This is a genomic window from Vibrio sp. A2-1 (genome assembly GCF_021728355.1).
Lineage (GTDB): Bacteria > Pseudomonadota > Gammaproteobacteria > Enterobacterales > Vibrionaceae > Vibrio > Vibrio splendidus_K.
Genome location: NZ_JAKKCO010000002.1, coordinates 219,703 through 240,869, shown reverse-complemented (window position 1 = coordinate 240,869; position 21,167 = coordinate 219,703). Strand labels below are relative to the sequence as shown.

Sequence of the window (21,167 nt, the reverse complement as noted above, 5' to 3'; positions counted from 1 at the left end):
TGCTCGAACAACACTGTTGTTCCCTTAGGAGGTACTTATGCTAAATAAAGAATTAGAGACGAGTTTAAATGGTGCATTTGCTCGTGCGCGAGACAAGCGACATGAATTCATGACTGTCGAACACCTCCTACTAGCATTATTAGAAAATGATGCGGCCAAGGAAGCGCTCCAAGCTTGTCAGGCTGATCTCGATGCTCTTCGCAATGAGCTCGATATTTTTATCGATCAAACAACCCCACTTATCCCAGAAAGTGACGAGACTCGTGAGACTCAGCCTACGTTGAGCTTCCAACGAGTACTTCAACGCGCTGTTTTTCATGTTCAGTCTTCAGGCCGTAGCGAAGTTACAGGTGCAAATGTACTTGTGGCTATTTTCAGTGAGCAAGAATCTCACGCGGCATATTTACTCAAGAAAAACGACATTAGTCGCTTAGATATTGTTAACTTTATTTCTCATGGCATTACCAAAGCCAGTAACGAAGGTGATAGTTCATCACCGTCTGACTCATTTGGTGGCGCAGAGAATGCAGAAGAAGCTAACTCTGAAGATCGTCTAGAAAATTTTGCAACTAACCTTAACGAAGTGGCGAAACAAGGTAATATCGACCCGCTTATCGGGCGTGATAAAGAGCTTGAGCGTACGGTTCAAGTTCTATGTCGTCGTCGTAAAAACAACCCTTTGTTAGTGGGTGAAGCGGGTGTGGGTAAGACCGCAATCGCTGAAGGTCTTGCATGGCGTATTGTTGAAGGTCAAGTACCTGAAATTATTCAGAGTAGTGTGATTTATTCTTTAGATATTGGTTCACTTCTAGCTGGGACCAAATACCGTGGTGACTTTGAGAAACGTTTTAAAGCGATTCTTAAGCAACTAGAGAAAGAAGAAGACGCAATCCTATTCATTGATGAGATCCACACCATTATTGGTGCAGGTGCAGCATCGGGTGGTCAGGTTGATGCGGCAAACTTAATTAAGCCACTACTAAGCAGCGGTAAATTACGTTGCATCGGCTCAACGACATACCAAGAGTACAGCAGCATTTTTGAGAAGGAGCGTGCTCTAGCTCGTCGCTTCCAGAAAATTGATATTATTGAACCATCGTTAGATGACACAACCAAGATTCTGATCGGTTTGAAGCCAAAATACGAAGCTCACCACGAAGTGCGTTACACCAACAAAGCGTTGCGTGCCGCTGTGGAGTTGTCAGCTAAATACATTAATGAACGTCACCTTCCTGATAAGGCAATTGACGTGATTGATGAAGCCGGCGCTCGTAGTCGTTTGGCACCAGCAAGCCGTCGTAAGAAAACGGTAAGCGTGGCTGATATTGAGTCAATGGTCGCGAAAATGGCTCGTATTCCTGAGAAGTCAGTATCATCTTCAGACAAAGATACGTTACAGAAACTGGATGACCGCATGAAAATGTTGGTATTCGGACAAGACCCAGCGATCGATGTATTGAGCGAAGCGATTAAGCTGACTCGTGCAGGATTGGGTGCAGACAATAAACCTGTTGGTTCATTCCTATTCGCTGGTCCTACTGGTGTAGGTAAAACAGAGGTGACTGTACAGCTGTCTAAGTTGATGGGTATTGAACTGTTGCGCTTTGACATGTCTGAGTACGGTGAGCGTCACTCTGTGAGCCGTTTGATCGGTGCTCCTCCTGGTTATGTTGGTTATGACCAAGGTGGTCTGCTCACTGATGCTGTAATCAAGAATCCACACTCTGTTGTGTTACTTGATGAGATAGAGAAGGCTCACCCAGATATCTTTAACTTGTTACTACAGGTGATGGACAACGGTACGCTAACTGACAACAATGGTCGTAAAGCGGATTTCCGTAACGTGATCCTAGTGATGACGACCAATGCTGGTGTCGCTGAAACTGAGAAGAAATCGATCGGTTTGATCCAACAGGATCATGCGCCAGACGCGATGGGTGAGATCAAAAAGGTATTTACACCTGAGTTCCGTAACCGTCTTGATAATGTTATTTGGTTCAACAGCCTTGATCCAAGTGTGATTAACCAAGTTGTCGACAAGTTCATTGTTGAGCTTCAGGTTCAACTGGACGCTCGAGGCGTGTCTTTAGAAGTTTCTGAGGATGCTCGTCATTGGTTAGCTGAAAGAGGTTATGACAAGACTATGGGTGCGCGTCCTATGGGACGAGTGATTCAAGAGAAGCTTAAAAAGCCTCTTGCTAATGAATTACTGTTTGGTAGTTTGGTTGACGGCGGTACGGTTAAAGTATCTCTGATTAAAGACGATCTAGATTTCATCTATGTTGGTGCTAAAGAAGAGGTTATGCATTAAGCCTATTTCTTAATAGTTTAAGCTGTTGCTGACTGCTTATTGAGAGCGCGGTACAGCTAATCACGATAATAAACGCATGACTTCGGTTGTGCGTTTTTTATGCTTGTGAGATGTGAGATGTGAGATGTGAGATGTGAGATGTGAGATGTGAGATGTGAGATTGGTGTTGTTGGAGTGGTAAAAAGTTCAGGCGATAAAAAACGGAGCATAAAGCTCCGCTTCTTATCGTATTCGGTAATTAAAAATTAACGAGCACGGAAGACGATGCGGCCTTTAGAAAGGTCGTATGGAGTCATCTCAACAGTTACTTTATCACCAGTAAGAATACGGATGTAGTTTTTACGCATTTTACCAGAGATGTGTGCTGTCACTACGTGACCGTTTTCAAGCTCAACACGGAACATCGTGTTTGGTAGAGTATCAAGGACCGTGCCTTGCATCTCGATTACGTCTTCTTTAGCCATCTAATCCTCTTTCGAAATTTGGCGGTTTTCAACGGCTTGATTGTGCCGTTAAAATCAAAATATGTAAAGTTGTCGCGTATTCTACCCTTGCCACCGCTGATTTACTAGCCTTTGATGACGTTGAAATCGTACTTTATAGTTCATCGCAGGACATTCATCGATTTGATAACCCAAATATAACCACTGTTTCTGTTCTTTCTGGGCGTGCTGGATTTGAAACAGAACACCTAATGTTCCCATAGAGATGTCGATATCAGGATCGAAGAAGGTATAAAATGCGCTTGTGCAGTGAGACATCACATCAGTGACGGCGATGCCGACTAACTGGCTATCATCATAGATGTGCATGAACTTTGTGGCAAGCCATTCATTTTTAGAGAATTGTAGAAACTCTTCTTTTTTGGGGGGATACATGGTTCCGGAACGGTGACGAGCGGTTATATAGCGACTATATAAGTCAAACCAGTTGTCATCCATCTCGTCTTTCAATTCCCAACGTAGTGATTTGGCTTTGTTGAGGATTCGTCGTTGGCTTTTGGAAAACTTGACTTCGGGAATCGAGAGGCGAATAGCTTGGCACGCAGAGCAATTATCGCAATGTGGCTTATAAATGGTCGCTCCACTGCGGCGAAATCCGTTGGCGAGCAGGACTTCATAATTATCTGAAGTATGCATGTGCTCATCAAGCGTGACCGCTACTCTTTCTTGAAGATGTGGCAGGTAGCTGCAAGCATGGTTATCGGTCAATCCAATTCTGATTTGTTGTAAATCTGAATTCATGAAGGCGTTCCCTCTAGCCATTGTGATTTAAAACATCCATCGCTAAGTTGATTTTCTTTAAGTATTTTCAAAGCACTAAGGAACTCATCTCTTTCTACTTCGATAGCGCCCAAGGATTCCAAATGAGGGTTCATGACTTGGCAATCGATGAGCTTACCTCCGAATCGTGTAAAGTGTTCACAAAAGTACCACAGTGCAATTTTAGAGGCATTGGTCTTCAGACTAAACATCGATTCACCACAAAAGACTTGGCCTCTTTGTAAGCCGTATAGTCCGCCGATAAGCTCGTCGCCTTGCCAAACCTCAACGGAGTGGCAGAAGCCTAATGAAGAAAGTTCGCGGTACGCTGACTGCATGTCACCGTTTAGCCAAGTTTCTTCTTCGGGTCTTAGCGAGGAGCAGTAGCCAATCACTTTGTCTGTCGCTTGGTTGATGCTGACACGGTAATTATGCTTTCTTTGAAACTTTTTAAGACTTTTTGACGGTTCGAATGTCTTAGGATTAAATACCGCTCGTGGTGCAGGGCTCCACCAAAGTATAGGCTCCCCTGGACCGTACCATGGAAATATACCTTGGCTATAAGCGTTTAAAATTCGCATGGGTGACAAATCACCACCGAAGGCGAGCAGACCGTTAGGTTCATCAAGCGCGTCGAAAGGCGAAGGAAACTCTATACTAGTAGTATCAAGTTCGGTTAGGTATATAGTCATAAGTACCGCGTTACAGATTAATCACTGACCAAGAGGTCTTTAGGAGTTTTACCATGAAAAAGTTGCTTTGGATTTTACTTGTTTTGCCCATGTTGGCAAATGCAGCTTACAACAGAAACCAAGCTCGACCAGTCAATGAGGTCGTTTATGGTGAGATTGACACAGTCAGATACATTACCCAACAAGAGATCGTAGAGTCGAAAGCGAATGGTTGGGAAACCTTGTTAGGTGCGGCTATTGGTGGCTTGATAGGTAATCAATTTGGTGGCGGTACCGGCAAAGAAGTCGCAACGGCCGTCGGTGCTGTGGCGGGCGCCGGGATTGCTCGCAATCGAGGTAACACACAATACAAAGTGGAATATAAGCTCGTCGAGTTATTGGTCAAAACTAAAGATGACAAGTTGGTTAACATCATTCAAGACGTCGATAACTCGATGTTGTTTAACCGAGGTGATGATGTGCGAATTCTTTATTTTTCAGATGGCGTTCGAGTTGATCTCGTGTACTAGTATGTAAATGTGTTTAGTTGGCTAATTAATCGCCTTTATCGAGGGGATTAGCTCTGGAGTTCATTGGAAAAGTTCGTTAGTCTGCAAGTACGAAGAATTATTCATCACCCGAAAATAAATACGCGCCAGTGACTTCGGGTGGTACAAGGACTATAAGATTTAATGGAAAGCCTTACGTTACAACCAATTCAAAAAGTGAGCGGGGAAGTTAACTTACCTGGCTCAAAAAGTGTTTCCAACCGTGCGCTTCTTTTGGCAGCACTTTCAACGGGAACCACGCGCCTAACAAACTTACTAGACAGTGATGATATTCGCCATATGCTGAATGCTTTGACGCAATTAGGTGTTGATTATCAGCTGTCTGCAGATAAAACCGTCTGTGAAGTGACGGGTGTGGGTGGTGCATTCTCAAGTGACAAAGCCCTAGAGCTTTTCTTAGGCAATGCGGGTACGGCGATGCGCCCGCTGGCTGCTGCACTTTGTTTGGGTCGTGGTGAATATGTTCTGACTGGCGAGCCTCGCATGAAAGAGCGACCAATCGGTCACTTAGTGACTGCACTGCAAGAAGCCGGCGCCGACGTTGAATACCTAGAAAACGAAAATTACCCACCATTGAAGATCACGGGTACTGGCCTTAAAAGCGGTACGGTTTCAATCGATGGTTCTATCTCTAGCCAATTTTTGACGGCATTTTTGATGGCTGCGCCTTTAGCTGAAGGTGAGGTAACAATCAAAATTGAGGGTGAATTGGTTTCTAAACCTTACATCGATATCACGCTACACATTATGAAACAATTTGGTGTGGATGTGATCAACAACGATTACCAAGAGTTCGTAATTCCGACTGGGCAATCTTACTCAGCTCCGGGTGATTTCTTGGTTGAGGGTGATGCATCATCTGCGTCATACTTCCTTGCTGCCGCAGCGATTAAAGGCGGTGAGATTAAAGTAACGGGTATTGGTAAAAACAGCATCCAAGGTGATATCCAATTCGCTGATGCGCTTGAAAAAATGGGTGCTGAAATTGAATGGGGTGACGACTACGTTATCTCTCGTTGTGGTGAGCTGAAAGGCATTGATATGGACTATAACCATATCCCAGATGCAGCCATGACCATCGCAACGACAGCTTTGTTTGCTAAAGGTACAACGGCAATCCGTAATGTTTACAACTGGCGTGTGAAAGAGACCGACCGCTTAGCAGCGATGGCGACAGAGCTTCGTAAAGTTGGCGCAGAGGTCGAAGAGGGTGAAGATTACATCATCGTTAACCCTGTTGCTCAACTGACACATGCGGCGATCGATACCTATGATGATCACCGTATGGCGATGTGTTTCTCGCTGGTGGCGTTGAGTGATACACCTGTGACAATTAATGATCCAGGTTGTACTTCAAAGACTTTCCCTGACTACTTCGACAAGCTGAAAATGCTGAGTCAATAAAAATGCTAAGCATATAACGGTCCAGGAAGTAAAAAAGCTTGCCTAAATGGCAAGCTTTTTCGTTATTGCTGAAGCGTAAATTCTTTTGAAAGATGGTGCGCTAAGTATTTAAACATGTTAAATACTGCGGTTGTATTCTCTGTCGGCATTCCATTGCTGTCTAAGAAGTATTCACCTTTGAAGATGAGGACATCGTCTTTTTCTACTACGCTGTTTGCGCGCATGCCTTCAATGTAGTCATCATGTGATTGGATAATTTGGTTTGCGATAAGCAGTAAATCAAATTCTGCTATTACTTTCTTTGTCATGAGTTTATCTCTGATAACTGAATATAACGTTGAGTTTATGGTGTCGAACTAGAAATTCAATGATTTCACAACCGATTAAGAGAGTCTTTTTAAACATCCACAATTTATTTTGTGATTTACGGCAAAAATAATTGAATGGGGCTCGCGTTAGATTCGCGGACAAGCTTAGTATGAGCCCGTTTAGACGTAATGCCTGATGAATAGGCTCTTGCAAGTATTCTTAGTGAGTACTTTATAGCTTCTTTATATTGTGCCCCTTTTCTCTATGAGTCGTCGAATTGTCGAGCGATCAGATCCAATTTTGAAAAAAGCGGTTGATCTTCTAGTAATCTCGCACAATAGTAAAAAAAGAAGCAATGAATTTAGAATATCATGCGTAAAAGCCCACAAGCTAAATTGTTGGTGCTGAAGCATCGTGATTAAGGACGTTAGAGTCAATATGGGTAAATCGCTCGTTATAGTGGAGTCGCCAGCCAAGGCTAAAACTATCAATAAATATCTTGGCAAAGACTTTGTCGTTAAGTCGAGTGTAGGTCACGTACGTGATTTACCAACGGCGGGTCAAAGTACTGGTCAAAAGGCTGCTGCAGTTTCAACCAAGGGTATGAGCCCAGAAGATAAAGCTCGTATCAAGAAAGAAAAAGATCGCAAAGCTCTCATTAAAAAGATGGGTATCAACCCATATCAAGAGTGGGAAGCGAACTACCAAATTTTACCTGGTAAAGAAAAAGTCGTTGCTGAATTGCAAAAACTGGCTGAGAACGCAGACCATGTTTATCTCGCAACCGATTTGGACCGCGAAGGAGAAGCTATCGCATGGCACCTTCGTGAGATCATCGGTGGCGATGAAACGCGATACAAACGAGTGGTTTTTAACGAAATCACTAAAAATGCTATTCAACAAGCTTTTGAAACTCCAGGAGAGCTAAACATTGATGGCGTAAACGCACAACAAGCACGACGTTTTATGGACCGTGTTGTTGGCTTTATGGTGTCACCACTGCTTTGGAAGAAAGTAGCACGAGGCCTGTCCGCTGGCCGTGTTCAATCAGTCGCTGTAAAACTACTGGTTGAGCGTGAGCGCGAGATCAACGCTTTTATCCCCGAAGAGTTCTGGGATGTGCATGCTGATACCAAAACAGCAGAGAAAACAGATTTCAGACTGCAAGTCGCTCAGAAAGACGGCGTTGCGTTTAAACCTGATAATGAAGCGCAAACACAAGCTGCAGTTAGCGTTTTAGAAAAAGCTCAATACGAAGTATGTAAACGTGAAGACCGCCCAACTAAGAGTAAGCCGTCTGCACCTTACATCACGTCTACGCTGCAACAAGCGGCGAGTACGCGTCTTGGTTACGGCGTGAAGAAAACCATGATGTTGGCTCAACGTTTGTATGAAGCGGGTTACATCACTTATATGCGTACTGACTCAACCAACTTGAGTTCAGAAGCTGTTGAAGCCGCTCGTGAATACATTGGTTCTGAGTACGGCGAGCAATATCTTCCACCTAAAGCACTTGTATACGGCAGCAAGGAGGGCGCTCAAGAGGCCCACGAAGCGATTCGTCCTTCAAGTGTAGATGTTAAGTCGGAAGACTTAAACGGCGTAGACGCAGACGCACACAAGCTATATTCACTGATTTGGAATCAATTCGTTGCTTGTCAAATGACACCTGCGCAATACGATTCAACGACAGTAAGCGTTAAAGCGGATGAGTACACACTAAAAGCGAAAGGCCGTATTCTTAAGTTTGACGGTTGGACTCGCGTTCAACGTCCAATGGGCAAAAATGAAGATACTATTCTTCCTGCTGTACAGGTTGGTGAAAAGCTAGACTTAATCGCACTCGACCCTAAACAGCACTTCACTAAGCCACCAGCACGTTTCACTGAAGCTGCGCTGGTTAAAGAGCTTGAGAAGCGCGGTATTGGTCGTCCTTCAACTTACGCATCAATCATCTCGACGATTCAAGATCGCGGTTATGTAAAAGTTGAACAGCGCCGTTTCTATGCTGAGAAGATGGGTGAAATTGTTACTGACCGTCTAGATGGCAGTTTCAATGATCTAATGAACTATGACTTTACTGCCCGTATGGAGCAGAAGTTAGACCAAATTGCAGAAGGCGAAGCAAGCTGGAAAGGCGTGCTAGATAACTTCTTCGAAGACTTTACTGGCGATTTGGAAAAAGCGGATCTAGACGAAGACGCTGGTGGCATGAAGCCAAATCATATCGTAGAAACCGATATTGAGTGTCCAACTTGTAGCCGTAAAATGGGTATTCGTACAGCTTCGACAGGCGTATTCCTAGGTTGTTCTGGTTATGCACTTCCACCAAAAGAGCGTTGTAAGACAACAATCAACCTTGGTGATGAAGAAGGTATTATCAACGTTCTTGAAGAAGACGTTGAAACAGCAGCACTTCGAGCGAAAAAGCGTTGTCCTATTTGTGAAACGGCAATGGATGCTTATCTGATTGATGATAAGCGTAAGATGCACGTGTGTGGTAACAACCCTAACTGTGAAGGTTATGTGGTTGAACACGGTGAATTCAAAGTCAAAGGCTACGATGGTCCACTTGTTGAGTGTGACAAATGTGGTTCTGACATGGTTCTGAAGAATGGTCGTTTCGGTAAATACATGGACTGTACGAGTGAAGATTGCAAGAACACTCGTAAGATTCTGAGAAATGGCGAAGTAGCGCCACCTAAAGAAGACCCAGTGCATTTTCCTGAACTTCCATGTGAAAACTCAGATGCGTACTTCGTACTTCGTGACGGTGCTTCTGGTCTATTTATGGCAGCGAGCAACTTTCCTAAATCACGTGAAACACGTGCGCCATTAGTGGAAGAGCTGGTGCGTTTTAAAGACCGTATTTCACCTAAATTCCAATATCTGACATCAGCACCAGTTGCTGATCCTGATGGCAAGCCGACAGTCGTTCGTTTTAGTCGTAAGACAAAAGAGAACTACGTTCGTACTGAAGCGGATGGTAAACCATCTGGTTGGACTGCTTTGTACATCGATGGTAAGTGGGAAGTTACGGATAAACGTAAAAAGCCTAAAGAGAAGTAACTGAACGTTATTTGAAGAAAAAACAGCCATTAGGCTGTTTTTTTTTGACCAAAATACGACTAATTATGCAACTGGTTGATTTGGTGTGTCGATTGCGAGAATTTATTAAATTCACAGGGCGAAATAAATGGAGGTGATAAATTATATCTTCTTATGCAACTTTAACGAGAATGTAACTTAATTCAAATATTGTAACTCAAAGATCAGTGTTTAGTTGTATACCTGATGTGTGACGGGTGTTAATGTAATGTTTCGCCCGCACGGTGTAGTGTGAGCTGCTTTAAGTCTTAGGAAAGCAATCAGCTTACATAGCACAGAATGGCGTATTAAAAATTGAAATCGACCGAAAAGTCGATAACGTATATAAAACCAAGTGCAAAGAATAGTGCACGCATAACAACGTTTGGCTTAGGATATTGTCACTGTATGTGAATGAATATTCGTTAAGTACCGAAATAAGTGTTAGTGCTCATCCCCCAGAGGAAGACACCTCTACGAGTACTGACATCGACAAGCTATAGATATATGGAGAATAAAATGGCTGGTGTATTGGGAATGATTCTTGCTGGTGGTGAAGGCTCTCGCTTAAGACCTTTGACTGAATCTCGCAGCAAACCCTCGGTTCCTTTCGGTGGTAGTTACCGCTTAATTGATTTCGCTTTGAACAACTTCGTTAATGCTGATCTTATGAAGATCTACGTATTAACACAATTTAAGTCACAATCTCTGTTCCACCACATGAAAAAAGGTTGGAATATCAGTGGCATCACAGATCGTTTTATCGACCCAATTCCTGCGCAAATGCGTAAAGGAAAGCGTTGGTATGAAGGCACAGCAGATGCTATCTACCAAAATATGGGTTTTATGGAGCTGGAAGAACCTGATCAAGTCTGTATTTTTGGTTCTGACCATATCTATAAAATGGACATCAAACAAATGCTTGATTTCCATAAAGAAAAGAAAGCAGCGTTAACCGTTTCTGCACTGCGTATGCCGCTTGCTGAAGCATCAGAGTTCGGTGTTATCGAGGTGGATGCTGAAGGCCGTATGATTGGCTTTGAAGAGAAACCTGCAAACCCTAAGTCGATTCCGGGAGACCCAGAGTCAGCGCTCGTTTCAATGGGCAACTACGTATTCGAAGCGAAAGAACTTTTTGCTGAACTAACGGAAGATGCAGATAAACCTGAATCTTCACATGACTTCGGGAAAGACATTATTCCAAACATGTTCCCACGCGGTGATGTGTTTGTTTATGATTTCAGCACCAACCGTATTACTGGTGAGAAAGAAGAAGTTTACTGGCGCGATGTAGGTACGATTGATGCGTACTGGCAAGCACATATGGACCTTCTTAAGAAAGATGCACCATTCTCGCTATACAACCGTAAATGGCCTCTACACACTTACTATCCGCCACTACCACCAGCGACGTTTACTGACTCGGCTAATGGTCGAATTCAGATCATTGATAGCCTTGTGTGTAGCGGTAGTTACGTACGTGGTTCGCGTATTGAAAAGAGTGTATTAGGCTTCCGCAGTAATATCGCATCAGCGTGTGATATTAGTGAGAGTATTTTATTAGGTGATGTGAAGGTGGGCGAGGGTTGTATACTTCGTCGCGTTATCATTGATAAAGATGCAGACATCGCACCGGGCACTCAAATTGGTGTAAACCTGACAGAAGACAAAAAGCATTACCACGTATCTGACGATGGTGTAGTTGTAATTTCTAAAGGAGCGCGAGTTGGTTACTAAAACTCTCTCGGTACTTTTTGTAGCGTCTGAAGTTGAAGGCTTGATTAAAAGTGGTGGCTTGGCTGATGTAGCCAAGGCACTGCCGAAAGCGTTACAAACACTCGAACAGGACGTTCGAGTGACTATCCCCGCGTATAGAAACATTCCAAACATTGATGCAGCCGAAGTCATTTTATCGACCGAGCTCGATCATTGGCCTCATACCGCTTACCAAGTCAAAAAACTGAGTGTAGAAGGTGTTCAAGTTTTTGGTATCGAATGTGCCAAATATTTCGACCGTCCAGAAATGTACGCAGAAAATAATCAAGCTTACGCAGATAACGGAGAGCGTTTCTCGTTCTTCAGTGCAGCCTGCCTTGATATGCTTCCTAAGCTTGCCTTCCAACCTGATATCATTCATGCAAATGACTGGCATACAGGCTTTGTTCCTTTTTTGCTTAAGTCACGTTATCAACAACATGATTTCTTTGAAAATACGCGCAGTGTTATCTCAATTCACAACGCAGTTTTCAAAGGTGTGTTCGCATACGATGAACTGCAATTTCTACCAGAAATGCATAGCTACAATGTGCCTGAAGCTTCAGTGAGTGACACGCATGTCACAATGCTGAGAGCCGGCGTGATGTGTGCTGATAAGGTGAACGCAGTCAGTCCAACGTATGCCGAGGAGCTGAAAACGGAATTAGGCAGTCACGGTATGGCAGCAGAATTCCAGTACAGATCCGCGGATCTTTTTGGCATTTTGAATGGTTGTGATTACGGAGCTTGGAACCCGGAAACGGACGCTTTCCTTCCTCGTAAATTCAAAGCGACAAAGCACAGCATGGTTCGTGGGAAGTCAGCTTGTAAGCAAAAATTGCAACAAGATGTTGGCCTCCCCGTCACCGATTGTGCGGTTTATGGCATGGTTTGTCGTTTGACTAATCAGAAAGGTGTTCATTACTTACTGCCTATCATCGAACAGTTTTTGAAAAACGATCTTCAGATCGTGATTGTCGGTACTGGTGATCCAGTTTTAGCGAGTCAGCTGAAAGAGCTGTCGGCACTTCACTCAGATAAGTTCTCGTTTGTAGAAGCGTATAATAATGAGCTTGCGCACTTAGTTGAAGCGGGTTCTGATTTCTTCTTGATGCCTTCGGAGTTCGAACCTTGTGGCTTAAACCAAATCTACAGCATGGCTTACGGTACGTTACCGATTGTTCGCTCTGTGGGCGGTTTAAAAGACAGTGTGAATGATTACGATCAGAATCCCGAGATAGCGACCGGCTTTGCTTTTGAAGAGCCAACACCGCAAGCGTTACTGGCAGTATTGCATCGTTCATTACTACTTTATGCACAAAATCCCGCTGAAATTAAGCGTGTTCAGCTTTACGCGATGCAACAAGACTTTAGTTGGGAAGATGCGGCAAAAGAATATCTTACGATGTACTATTCTGCATTTTAACGTGCTGAATTAGCTGTAAAATAAGCTGATGTATAACAACTGAACTTAATAGTAGAAGGCGCTCTGATAGTAGAGTGCCTTTTTGTTTTCTGGTCAGGTCACATCACGTTTAGGAAGAGAAAACTTGCAAACTCATTTTAGTCAGGTAGAAAAGGTGGGGTAGGTATTCACATGATTAATGTTAGGTTTGACACTATTATCACTTAAATTTCTTGATTGCGTGATATCCTTAGCCATCGCCTTGTGATGAGGCAGAGCTCCATTCCAATAATTAAAGCGATAGGTATGTCTGAGAGTTTACTATTTCATAAAACATTTACTCACCCTACGAGCGATGAGTGGGTTGTATTTGTGCATGGCGCAGGAGGCAGTTCCTCCATTTGGTTTAAGCAGATCAAAGCGTATAAACAGCACTTCAACTTGCTTCTCATTGATTTGAGAGGGCATGGTAAATCAGACAACATCCTCAAAGAGCTGATTTCGAATCGTTATACGTTCAAAGCGGTAACGCTCGATATTCTTAAGGTGTTAGACCATCTGAAAATCCGTTCTGCACACTTTGTAGGCATGTCTTTGGGCACGATTATTGTCCGTAATGTCGCAGAGCTAGCGGCTGGTCGAGTACGTTCAATGGTGCTAGGTGGTGCCGTGACCAAACTCAACACTCGCTCTCAAGTCTTAATCAAGTTGGGTAACTTGAGTAAGCACATCATTCCTTATATGTGGTTATACAGCCTTTTTGCTTACGTTGTGATGCCACAAAAAAGCCAAAAAGAATCACGTCACCTGTTTATCCGCGAAGCTAAAAAGCTGTGCCAAAAAGAGTTTAAACGCTGGTTTATCCTTACGGCTGATGTGAACCCATTGATGAAGTACTTCAAAGACCGAGAGTTGCCGATTCCAACTTTGTATTTGATGGGCGAGCGCGACTACATGTTCATCAAGCCAGTAAAAGAAATGGTAGAGGCGCATAAGTCGAGCGAGCTAGTAGAAATTCCGAATTGTGGACACGTATGTAACGTAGAAAACCCTGAAGAATTCAATCAACGATCTATCGCTTTTATTCAAAAGCAAATTCAGTGATTATCTCGATTCTTCATCAGAACAGACGCTCGAATAGAATTGAGACAAAAACGGGAAGCTAATTTTAGCTTCCCGTTTTTATTTGGAGGAGGTATCTGACCGAGTGGTTATAAAAGGCCGTTGGAGCCACTTTACCTTTCAAAACCTGCTATTCAGGTGAAGCAGCACCGCACTGCCAACAAGAACCGAATTGTGCTTCGTTGACTTCATGACATTCTGCGCAACGCCACTCTTCATAAATGATCGAATCTTGCTGTTTCTGGTAGTCATTAACAACTGCCCGGGCTTTGCTCGCCAACTCTGGCTCATATAACCATACGTAAGGGTCAGTTTCTTCGGTAAATGGGATTTCCCCTTTCAAACCGAATAACCCTTCACCACGAACTTCACACGCAATATTCACACTTTCTAGTAATCCACAAATGATGTGGGCTTCTGTCGGATTCGATGCACTGAAGATTTTCATTGAGATAGAACCTTATCTGGCTATATGCGTTATTTAGCTATTATAGGTACACGTTATTCAGTTATATACGTTATTCAGCCACAGGTGCTGAGCGAAATTTATTCATCAACCATTTAGCAATGATTGGGAATACACCCAGTAAGGCAAATGACAATAGTACTGAAGGGGACACGATACCCGAAAGTGAATCAATTTCCGCGAGTTGAGTACCAGCATTCAAGAAAACAGCGGTACCCGGTAACATCCCTATTTGACTCGTGATGTAGTAACGACTCACGGATATCGGTGTTAGACCCATCAACAGATTGATAAGGAAAAATGGGAATACAGGAATCAGACGCAGAGAAAACAAGTAAAATGCTCCGTCTTTTTCAACGCCCTTGTTAATCGTTGCTAATTTGTCACCAAATTTGGTTTGGATCCAGTCACGTAAAAGGTAGCGGCTACTTAGAAATGCGAGGGTTGCACCAATGGCACTGGCGAAAGAGACCAGCAGCAAACTATTCCAGAAACCAAATAGCGCAGCTCCTAACAGGGTCACAACAGCAGCACCAGGAATTGAGAAAGCAGTAATCATTACATATGCGACAAAATAGATAGCAGCGGCAGCAATGAAGTTGCTATCAATGTAGTCATTTAAAACGGCTTGTTGGGCCTTGGCATTTTCAAGCGTTAGGTATTGGCCGAAATTGACGCCTAACAAGACGATGGTTACGACCAACACAATACCCAATATCATTTTCTTACTCATTGATACTTCCTCTAAATTTTCAATGTATACCATTAGTATAGATAGACAGGCAAAGCATAGATTAACTTTCAGCAGATATAAAAAAAGCCGCAGTAAATGCGGCTTAGTTATATAGATAATTTGCACTGACAATGTTAATTGACGCGATTGATAAGCTCTTCACGACGCTGCTGCGGTATAACAGACCAATGTGTGCCATTGATCGCGCCTTCTAACGCCCAAAGTAGTTCAATACTGACAGAAGACGCATGTGATTCTTTGATGGCGTTAAATGCGTTTACAGAGCCAGATTCATATAAACGTTCTACGGAATCGATCCCTGCTTTTTTCAACATACGCTCAGTGGCGAGTCGAAGGTTGGGCAGATCTTTGAGTCGAGTAGGCTTAGCTGAAGATTGCTCAGCTTTTTCTTCTTTAGCAAAACCCAGAGACGTCGTTGCAAGCTGCAAGATTTTCTCTTGGTCTTGCCACAGGCCTTCGGGTAAAGCGAAATATTTAGTAACGACAGGGAAACCACGTTTTTTGTAGACGTACGGTTGAAACCCTTGTTGTTCGAACTGTTTCGTTGTGCATTTGTCTGCTCGTATGTGCAGCTGGTCATTTACAACCAGAGCAAACATAGTGTCATCAGCAAAAAGACCGAAGCCACCAAACATCGAGCGTGATTTTATTTTTCCTAGGGATTCAAATAATTTCATTGAATCCTTTAGTATCGGTTTATCCATGTTATTTATCTCGGTGTATTTGAACTACGCCACCAAATAAGCAGGTCCGAGAGATTAGCAAAATGTTGCAATTAAATTGTCAATTAGCCGTAAATTACTAAATTATTAGTAGTTACTGCATTTTGCCATCGGTAACCCCGCTACCATACCAACGAGTGGTTTAGGCCGGAAGCTTTGCGTCTCACTCTTTCAAGTGATTTGCCCTGTGCGTGACTGATTGAATAGAATAAAGTTTTTGTTGAATGAGGCTCACACTTGTTATTTCAAAATGTGATATTGCTTCAATTAATGATCTTTCCAGTATGATACCAGGTTCATTCATGTTGTTGATAAAAAAAGCGCACCTAAAGGTGCGCTTAATTATATTAAACTGAATTTATCAATTAATTTAACGTTTTAACTGTGCTTCGCTCAACAATTTCAGGGTGCATTTCGAACACACGCTTTTCATGGTCTTTATCTTTGATGCGTTCTAACAAAATTTCGAAAGCGTTCTTACCAACACGACGTTTGGGTTGGTGAACCGTTGTTAACGGCGGAGAGAAGTATTCAGCCAACTCGATGTTGTCATAGCCGATCACTGAAATATCTTCAGGGATACGAATTCCTTTCTCTTGCAATCTGCTCATTAGGCCGAGTGCCATCGTGTCGTTAAAACAGAATACGGCCGTTGGGCGATCTACCATCTTAATGATTTTCTCTGCAGCAAGAACCGCAGTATCACACTCGAAGTTACCTTCAATGATCATGTTATCATCGGTAGCAATCTTAGCTTCGTTGAGTGCGCGTTTGTAACCCGCGATGCGTTCAACACATGCCGCTTTGTCTAAGTGGCCACTTAAACAAGCAATCTTGGAGTGACCGTGCTCAATGAGGTATTTGGTCGCTAGGTAACCACCTTCCTCAGAGTTGTCGATGATCTTATCTGCTTGAGAACTCTCAGGGCCCCAATCCATAATCACTTTAGGAATGTCAGCGTGACGGTCTAACATGCCTCTTAGCTCTTCAGTTAGGTCAGAACACATAACTAAGATGCCATCTACACGTTTCTCTGCAAGCATTCGAATGTAGTCACGTTGCTTCTCATAGATACCGCCCGTATTACACAGAATCAAAGTGTAACCTTGACGGTAGCAGTAGCTTTCAACACCATCGATAACTTCAGAGAAGAATAGGTTAGTTGATTGAGTAACTAGCATGCCGATAGTGCGGGTTGTATTGCACTTCAAACTACGAGCAACGGCACTTGGTGCATAGTTCAGTTCGTCTACGGCTTTATTTACTTTTTCTTGCGTCGCTTCTGCAACAAAGCGAGTTTTGTTGATTACGTGAGAAACGGTTGTTGTTGATACGCCTGCTAAGCGAGCGACATCTTTTATAGTGGCCATGGTTTTATCCTATTAGAAGCTACTTTCCCAAAGTACGGAATGAAGTAGCCGTTAAGCTACCTAACTAAGAGCTTAAATTTGTAGGGCTCTTTGGGTACTAAAGTGCTAAAAAACAAAAAACCGCTATTGAGCGGCTTGTCTTAACACCGAAATGCTCAAAACTATAATAAGCATAGCATTTCGTGAATGTTTCATATTTTATCGTTTGCGGTCACAATTTTAGACTGACTAGAAATTACTCGCAATAAAATTCACCCGGAAATCCGGGTGAATTGTCACATTCTTCTGAATTTATTTAACGAGTCATCCAATAAGCTTATTCACCAGCGAGGTATTGGGTGTCCAATTTACAGAATGCAAGTAGCAGAGATGAGACTGATGCGTAGAAACCGAATTCGTCAACGTCATGACATTTAACGTTGAACTTTGGTACCCAAGTAAGAAGTTGTTGCTCGATAAATTGCTGTTGAACAATGAACGATTTCTCTAGCTCTTCTTCAAGTTCCGTTTCATTAGAACGGATGATCAAGTTGCCAAGGAAGTCGAGTGCGATAGCGATGTGGTCAGCTGGTTCTTTTAGGTCTTGGTTCACCACTAAGTTGTGCTTGGCCATGATCTCTTCCATATCTTTTGCTGGCTTATCATTCAAAAGGCCAGTCTCACCGATATACATAGAAGCGTAAGGAAGTGCGCCATGCTTATCTGTTTTTAAGAATAAGTCACAGAAGTCAGCAGACAATTCTAGTTGAGCATCCTCACGCGTTTGTAGGCGGTTTAGCGCATCCACTAGGCTATCGATCGCCGGCTTTAGTGTTTCATTTTCGCCTAAACCAGTTAGGAAAGAACGAATTTCAACAGAGTGGTAGTGATCGAGTTCTTCTTGAGTGAGCTCTTTAGCGAATAAGCTTGATAGCCACCAGTATATTTCTGCTCTTTGCTCGTTGAACGCTTTCGTATCTTTCATTTCTTAGATCCTGATTTAGTCTTGTGGTGTTACTTATATGCATCTTGAAGTTACTTGTGCAAAGCACACCAAGGCTGAATAACAAGGTTATTTGCGAAACGCAAAGTTACTCGTTAGTAGTAATGCCTATATTGAATTGCGATGGACGATAAATAGCAAGGTTTAAGATTGTCTTGTATCAAAAAAGATCCATGTTTCTGGCTTTTATCTTGTGTACCACTAGAATTGTTACGAGTTATGAATAGAATAGTCACTGAAACTATTAAATAAGAAAAGTGGTGTAGATGAGCTATCACGTATTAGTCGTAGAAGATGATGTGGTAACCCGCAGTAAACTGGTCGGATACTTCCAGAACGAAGGTTACACAGTAAGCGAAGCGGAAAGCGGCGCTCAAATGAGAAACGTGTTAGAAGATAATAACGTTGACCTCATTATGCTGGACATCAACTTACCAGGCGAAGATGGATTGATGCTAACTCGCGAATTACGCAGTCAATCAGACATTGGAATTATTTTAGTTACTGGACGCACGGATAGCATCGACAAAATCGTTGGCCTTGAAATGGGCGCTGACGATTACGTTACTAAACCCTTCGAACTTCGCGAGTTATTGGTTCGAGTTAAAAACCTACTTTGGCGCATTTCTGCCGCTCGTAAAACAGCAGCAGGTAAGGTTGAAGAGACTGAAGACGAATCTGTGGTTCGTTTTGGTGAGTGGACGTTTGATATCCCTCGTCGTGCGCTAAGCAAAAACGGCGAACCGGTAAAACTGACTAAAGCTGAATATGAACTGTTGGTTGCGCTCTCTTCTTACCCTAACCAGGTATTAAGTCGTGAACGCATTCTGAATATGATCAGCCACCGAGTGGATGCTCCAAACGATCGAACTATCGACGTGTTAATCCGTCGTATGCGTGCGAAGATGGAGTTTGACCCTAAGAATCCACAAATTTTTGTAACGGTTCACGGTGAAGGTTACATGTTCGCTGGTGATTGATTTCCTTTAGGAATGACTAATCAACAACGATATTTAAACGTAAAAAGCCGAGACATCATTGATGTCTCGGCTTTTTTATTGCTTAGCTTTTACTGTTTACGAACTGGAAACCTGCAAATTACTTGGTTAATCAGTTTTGCCTATCTGGTCGAGTCTACAGATAAAACTATGTTTACAGGTAAGATTATGTCTACTGATAAGATCCAGTTTACTTATTCGGTTGAGTTTATTGAGGCTGCGCCGCAGAAATACCACCGTCATCTTCAACTAAGCGAGATGTTTCAGGAACAACAATGGGTTCTTCAACGGTGTCATTACTTGTATCAAGCCAATCACGCAGGCTTTGCCACATCAACCCCATTGTTTCGTGCCAGTAACGCTCAGTTTGCTCAAGGTAAAGAGCTTTGGGCATGTACTTATTCCAAGGTTCAACAATCCCTTCTTGTGCAAGGTAGTTGGTTGGTGCTGGTAATGGCCTCATGCCGGCAGCATGGAATTCATTCAATGCGCGAGTCATATGGCTAGCGGAAGTTACCAGTACCATTCTTTTATTTTTAACGAACGCAGCGGCTTGGCGGGCTTCTTCCCAAGTGTCTTTTGCTGTTTCAAGCAGAATGATATCGGGCTTTGAGACACCTAGTGCCAACGCAACTTTGGCCATCATTCTAGCATTGCTCACTTCAGTGCCTGCGCCATAGCCCGACAAAATGAGTTTTGCACCAGGGTAAAGGCGTAGAATACGAATCCCTTCACTTAAACGCATTAGACCGGTGCGACTAAGCTCTGATGTTGGTGGGATTTGGTCGTCTACGACGTGACCACTTCCGAGAACCATCACGTAATCGATGGTTTCATCGACAGGTAAAAAAGCGGTGTGTTGCCTTTCCATTGGCATTAAAAGTTGATTAGAAACTGGCTGGAAAGCGATGAGGAAAATACCACAGAGGGCTGAAAGGGTGATTAGGCAACCCGTCTTCCTTTTGGTAGTAAACATCACTAGGGCTAAACCCAGAAAAGCGAGAATTAACATTGCTGGCAGTGGCATCAGTAACGAAGACACTACTTTTTTCAGCTCAAACATATCCGAATAGTCCGAAAAAACATCACTTAGTAGTAAAAAGAGACATCGCCTCTTTATTCCTGAAATTCCTGTGACAGAATAGCAGGCACGATAGGACATAATAACTCAAGTAGCCGTGACTGAAGACCGTAATTTCGACGATATTGCCCACAAATTTGCAAAAAATATTTACGGCTCTGACAAAGGAGAGATCCGTCAGATCATCGTATGGGAAGATTTAGAACAAGCTTTGAGCAAATTTGAGCAATCAGCTTCGCCGCTGCATGTGCTTGATGCTGGAGGCGGCCTTGCGCAGATGTCGCAAAAAATTGCATCGCTTGGGCATAACGTTTCTCTTTGTGACCTCTCTTCTGAAATGCTGAAGCTAGCAGAAGAAAGTATCAGCGAGGCGGGTTTGTTAGATCAGTATCGATTCATCCATTCTCCGGTACAAAAAGTCGCAGAACATCTCGATGAAAAAGTCGATTTTGTGATGTTTCATGCGGTAATGGAATGGTTAGCCGATCCTAAAGAGGCGCTTGATTTATTGTTGGAGCAAGTAAAACCCGGTGGCGTTGCTTCGATAATGTTTTACAACCACCACGGATTAGTCCTGAAAAATGTGATTTGTGGCAACATTCCTCATGTATTGAATGGGATGCCACATCGAAAACGGTTTAAGCTGCAACCACAAAAAGGCTTGAAGCCAGAAGAGGTTTACCAATGGATAGAAGACGCCGGTCTAGAAATCTGTGGTAAATCAGGCATTCGTTCTTTCAGTGACTACATAGGTAATATGGAGTACATGGGCGATTACCAATTTGAAGATGTATTGGAACTAGAAAAACAGCTATGCCGCCAAGAGCCATATCTGTCACTAGGCCGTTATATTCACGTTTGGGCTCAAAAACCTGCGCAATAGCAGCGGTGAATGTGGT

General features: G+C 43.1%; 19 protein-coding genes and 1 riboswitch. Of the genes, 9 read left to right on the top strand and 10 right to left on the bottom strand.

The features are described 5' to 3' along the window. Positions 1-37 precede the first annotated feature (37 nt). The gene (gene clpA, locus L3V33_RS08745; protein WP_004736550.1) at positions 38-2,311 is read left to right on the top strand and encodes an ATP-dependent Clp protease ATP-binding subunit ClpA; all 2,274 of its coding nucleotides are present in this window, start codon (positions 38-40) and stop codon (positions 2,309-2,311) included. Positions 2,312-2,556: 245 nt separating this feature from the next. On the opposite strand, the gene infA is transcribed toward clpA, so the two are convergent. From infA to aat, 3 genes are all read right to left on the bottom strand, one after another. Next, a complete protein-coding gene (gene infA, locus L3V33_RS08740; RefSeq protein WP_001040192.1) occupies positions 2,557-2,775 on the bottom strand; it encodes a translation initiation factor IF-1 in 219 nt (72 codons plus the stop codon). Between the two features lie 81 nt (positions 2,776-2,856). Beyond that, positions 2,857-3,555 carry an arginyltransferase gene (locus L3V33_RS08735; protein ID WP_237290254.1) on the bottom strand — a complete coding sequence of 233 codons (699 nt, stop codon included), beginning with the start codon at positions 3,553-3,555 and terminating at the stop codon, positions 2,857-2,859. After that, entirely contained in the window at positions 3,552-4,265 is a 714-nt protein-coding gene (gene aat / locus L3V33_RS08730; protein WP_017078161.1) for a leucyl/phenylalanyl-tRNA--protein transferase, read from the bottom strand. Before aat ends, L3V33_RS08735 begins: the two co-directional genes overlap by 4 nt. Before the next feature lie 53 nt (positions 4,266-4,318). Between aat and L3V33_RS08725 the strand changes: the two genes are divergently transcribed. Together L3V33_RS08725 and aroA are read left to right on the top strand one after the other, a co-directional pair. Then, complete coding sequence (locus L3V33_RS08725) at positions 4,319-4,774, top strand: glycine zipper 2TM domain-containing protein (RefSeq protein WP_004736438.1); 456 nt, start codon at positions 4,319-4,321, stop codon at positions 4,772-4,774. A gap of 162 nt (positions 4,775-4,936) precedes the next feature. Continuing rightward, positions 4,937-6,217: a 3-phosphoshikimate 1-carboxyvinyltransferase gene (gene aroA / locus L3V33_RS08720; protein ID WP_017078162.1), complete on the top strand. Its 1,281-nt coding sequence runs from the start codon at positions 4,937-4,939 to the stop codon at positions 6,215-6,217. 62 nt (positions 6,218-6,279) lie between these two features. Here the strand turns inward: aroA and L3V33_RS08715 are convergent, their stop codons facing one another. After that, entirely contained in the window at positions 6,280-6,525 is a 246-nt protein-coding gene (locus L3V33_RS08715; RefSeq protein WP_004736440.1) for a YciN family protein, read from the bottom strand. Between the two features lie 439 nt (positions 6,526-6,964). Here L3V33_RS08715 and topA point away from each other — a divergent pair, with 439 nt between their 5' ends. The 4 genes from topA (at position 6,965) to L3V33_RS08695 (ending at position 13,877) form a co-directional block, all read left to right on the top strand. After that, entirely contained in the window at positions 6,965-9,595 is a 2,631-nt protein-coding gene (gene topA / locus L3V33_RS08710) for a type I DNA topoisomerase (protein ID WP_004736442.1), read from the top strand. A gap of 525 nt (positions 9,596-10,120) precedes the next feature. Next, complete coding sequence (gene glgC, locus L3V33_RS08705) at positions 10,121-11,350, top strand: glucose-1-phosphate adenylyltransferase (protein ID WP_076648142.1); 1,230 nt, start codon at positions 10,121-10,123, stop codon at positions 11,348-11,350. After that, positions 11,340-12,794 (top strand): glycogen synthase GlgA, encoded by a 1,455-nt coding sequence (glgA, locus tag L3V33_RS08700; protein ID WP_017078164.1) that lies wholly within the window; start codon positions 11,340-11,342, stop codon positions 12,792-12,794. The genes glgC and glgA overlap by 11 nt, the downstream gene beginning before the upstream one ends. Positions 12,795-13,079: 285 nt before the next feature. Next, entirely contained in the window at positions 13,080-13,877 is a 798-nt protein-coding gene (locus L3V33_RS08695) for an alpha/beta hydrolase (protein ID WP_237290253.1), read from the top strand. A 148-nt stretch (positions 13,878-14,025) separates the two neighbouring features. Here L3V33_RS08695 and L3V33_RS08690 read toward each other — a convergent pair whose 3' ends face one another. The 5 genes from L3V33_RS08690 to torD form a co-directional block, all read right to left on the bottom strand. Continuing rightward, positions 14,026-14,343, bottom strand: coding sequence for a DUF2007 domain-containing protein (locus L3V33_RS08690; protein ID WP_237290252.1), 318 nt, complete (start codon positions 14,341-14,343; stop codon positions 14,026-14,028). A 70-nt stretch (positions 14,344-14,413) separates the two neighbouring features. Next, positions 14,414-15,094: a TVP38/TMEM64 family protein gene (locus L3V33_RS08685; RefSeq protein WP_237290251.1), complete on the bottom strand. Its 681-nt coding sequence runs from the start codon at positions 15,092-15,094 to the stop codon at positions 14,414-14,416. A 134-nt stretch (positions 15,095-15,228) separates the two neighbouring features. Next, the gene (locus tag L3V33_RS08680) at positions 15,229-15,819 is read right to left on the bottom strand and encodes a TfoX/Sxy family DNA transformation protein (protein WP_004736448.1); all 591 of its coding nucleotides are present in this window, start codon (positions 15,817-15,819) and stop codon (positions 15,229-15,231) included. A 127-nt stretch (positions 15,820-15,946) separates the two neighbouring features. Then, positions 15,947-16,032: riboswitch (cyclic di-GMP riboswitch) on the bottom strand. A 170-nt stretch (positions 16,033-16,202) separates the two neighbouring features. Continuing rightward, the gene (gene purR / locus L3V33_RS08675; RefSeq protein ID WP_065204902.1) at positions 16,203-17,207 is read right to left on the bottom strand and encodes an HTH-type transcriptional repressor PurR; all 1,005 of its coding nucleotides are present in this window, start codon (positions 17,205-17,207) and stop codon (positions 16,203-16,205) included. Positions 17,208-17,523: 316 nt separating this feature from the next. Further along, positions 17,524-18,171: a molecular chaperone TorD gene (gene torD, locus L3V33_RS08670; protein WP_108149821.1), complete on the bottom strand. Its 648-nt coding sequence runs from the start codon at positions 18,169-18,171 to the stop codon at positions 17,524-17,526. A gap of 284 nt (positions 18,172-18,455) precedes the next feature. Between torD and torR the strand changes: the two genes are divergently transcribed. Next, the gene (gene torR / locus L3V33_RS08665; protein ID WP_054547289.1) at positions 18,456-19,169 is read left to right on the top strand and encodes a two-component system response regulator TorR; all 714 of its coding nucleotides are present in this window, start codon (positions 18,456-18,458) and stop codon (positions 19,167-19,169) included. A 226-nt stretch (positions 19,170-19,395) separates the two neighbouring features. Here torR and elyC read toward each other — a convergent pair whose 3' ends face one another. Beyond that, positions 19,396-20,250 (bottom strand): envelope biogenesis factor ElyC, encoded by an 855-nt coding sequence (elyC, locus tag L3V33_RS08660; RefSeq protein WP_171310799.1) that lies wholly within the window; start codon positions 20,248-20,250, stop codon positions 19,396-19,398. Positions 20,251-20,365: 115 nt separating this feature from the next. On the opposite strand from elyC, the gene cmoM reads away from it, so the two are divergent. Next, entirely contained in the window at positions 20,366-21,151 is a 786-nt protein-coding gene (cmoM, locus tag L3V33_RS08655; RefSeq protein WP_017083939.1) for a tRNA uridine 5-oxyacetic acid(34) methyltransferase CmoM, read from the top strand. Positions 21,152-21,167 lie beyond the last annotated feature (16 nt).

What these genes read in the sequence shown, in the direction of transcription:
- elyC (WP_171310799.1), bottom strand. Translation starts at nt 20,250, where the DNA reads ATGTTTGAGCTGAAAAAAGTAGTGTCTTCGTTACTGATGCCACTGCCA.
- L3V33_RS08715 (WP_004736440.1), bottom strand. Translation starts at nt 6,525, where the DNA reads ATGACAAAGAAAGTAATAGCAGAATTTGATTTACTGCTTATCGCAAAC.
- L3V33_RS08695 (WP_237290253.1), top strand. Translation starts at nt 13,080, where the DNA reads ATGTCTGAGAGTTTACTATTTCATAAAACATTTACTCACCCTACGAGC.
- torD (WP_108149821.1), bottom strand. Translation starts at nt 18,171, where the DNA reads ATGAAAGATACGAAAGCGTTCAACGAGCAAAGAGCAGAAATATACTGG.
- L3V33_RS08685 (WP_237290251.1), bottom strand. Translation starts at nt 15,094, where the DNA reads ATGAGTAAGAAAATGATATTGGGTATTGTGTTGGTCGTAACCATCGTC.
- torR (WP_054547289.1), top strand. Translation starts at nt 18,456, where the DNA reads ATGAGCTATCACGTATTAGTCGTAGAAGATGATGTGGTAACCCGCAGT.
- purR (WP_065204902.1), bottom strand. Translation starts at nt 17,207, where the DNA reads ATGGCCACTATAAAAGATGTCGCTCGCTTAGCAGGCGTATCAACAACA.
- infA (WP_001040192.1), bottom strand. Translation starts at nt 2,775, where the DNA reads ATGGCTAAAGAAGACGTAATCGAGATGCAAGGCACGGTCCTTGATACT.
- L3V33_RS08690 (WP_237290252.1), bottom strand. Translation starts at nt 14,343, where the DNA reads ATGAAAATCTTCAGTGCATCGAATCCGACAGAAGCCCACATCATTTGT.
- L3V33_RS08725 (WP_004736438.1), top strand. Translation starts at nt 4,319, where the DNA reads ATGAAAAAGTTGCTTTGGATTTTACTTGTTTTGCCCATGTTGGCAAAT.
- L3V33_RS08735 (WP_237290254.1), bottom strand. Translation starts at nt 3,555, where the DNA reads ATGAATTCAGATTTACAACAAATCAGAATTGGATTGACCGATAACCAT.
- clpA (WP_004736550.1), top strand. Translation starts at nt 38, where the DNA reads ATGCTAAATAAAGAATTAGAGACGAGTTTAAATGGTGCATTTGCTCGT.
- L3V33_RS08680 (WP_004736448.1), bottom strand. Translation starts at nt 15,819, where the DNA reads ATGGATAAACCGATACTAAAGGATTCAATGAAATTATTTGAATCCCTA.
- aroA (WP_017078162.1), top strand. Translation starts at nt 4,937, where the DNA reads ATGGAAAGCCTTACGTTACAACCAATTCAAAAAGTGAGCGGGGAAGTT.
- topA (WP_004736442.1), top strand. Translation starts at nt 6,965, where the DNA reads ATGGGTAAATCGCTCGTTATAGTGGAGTCGCCAGCCAAGGCTAAAACT.
- aat (WP_017078161.1), bottom strand. Translation starts at nt 4,265, where the DNA reads ATGACTATATACCTAACCGAACTTGATACTACTAGTATAGAGTTTCCT.
- glgC (WP_076648142.1), top strand. Translation starts at nt 10,121, where the DNA reads ATGGAGAATAAAATGGCTGGTGTATTGGGAATGATTCTTGCTGGTGGT.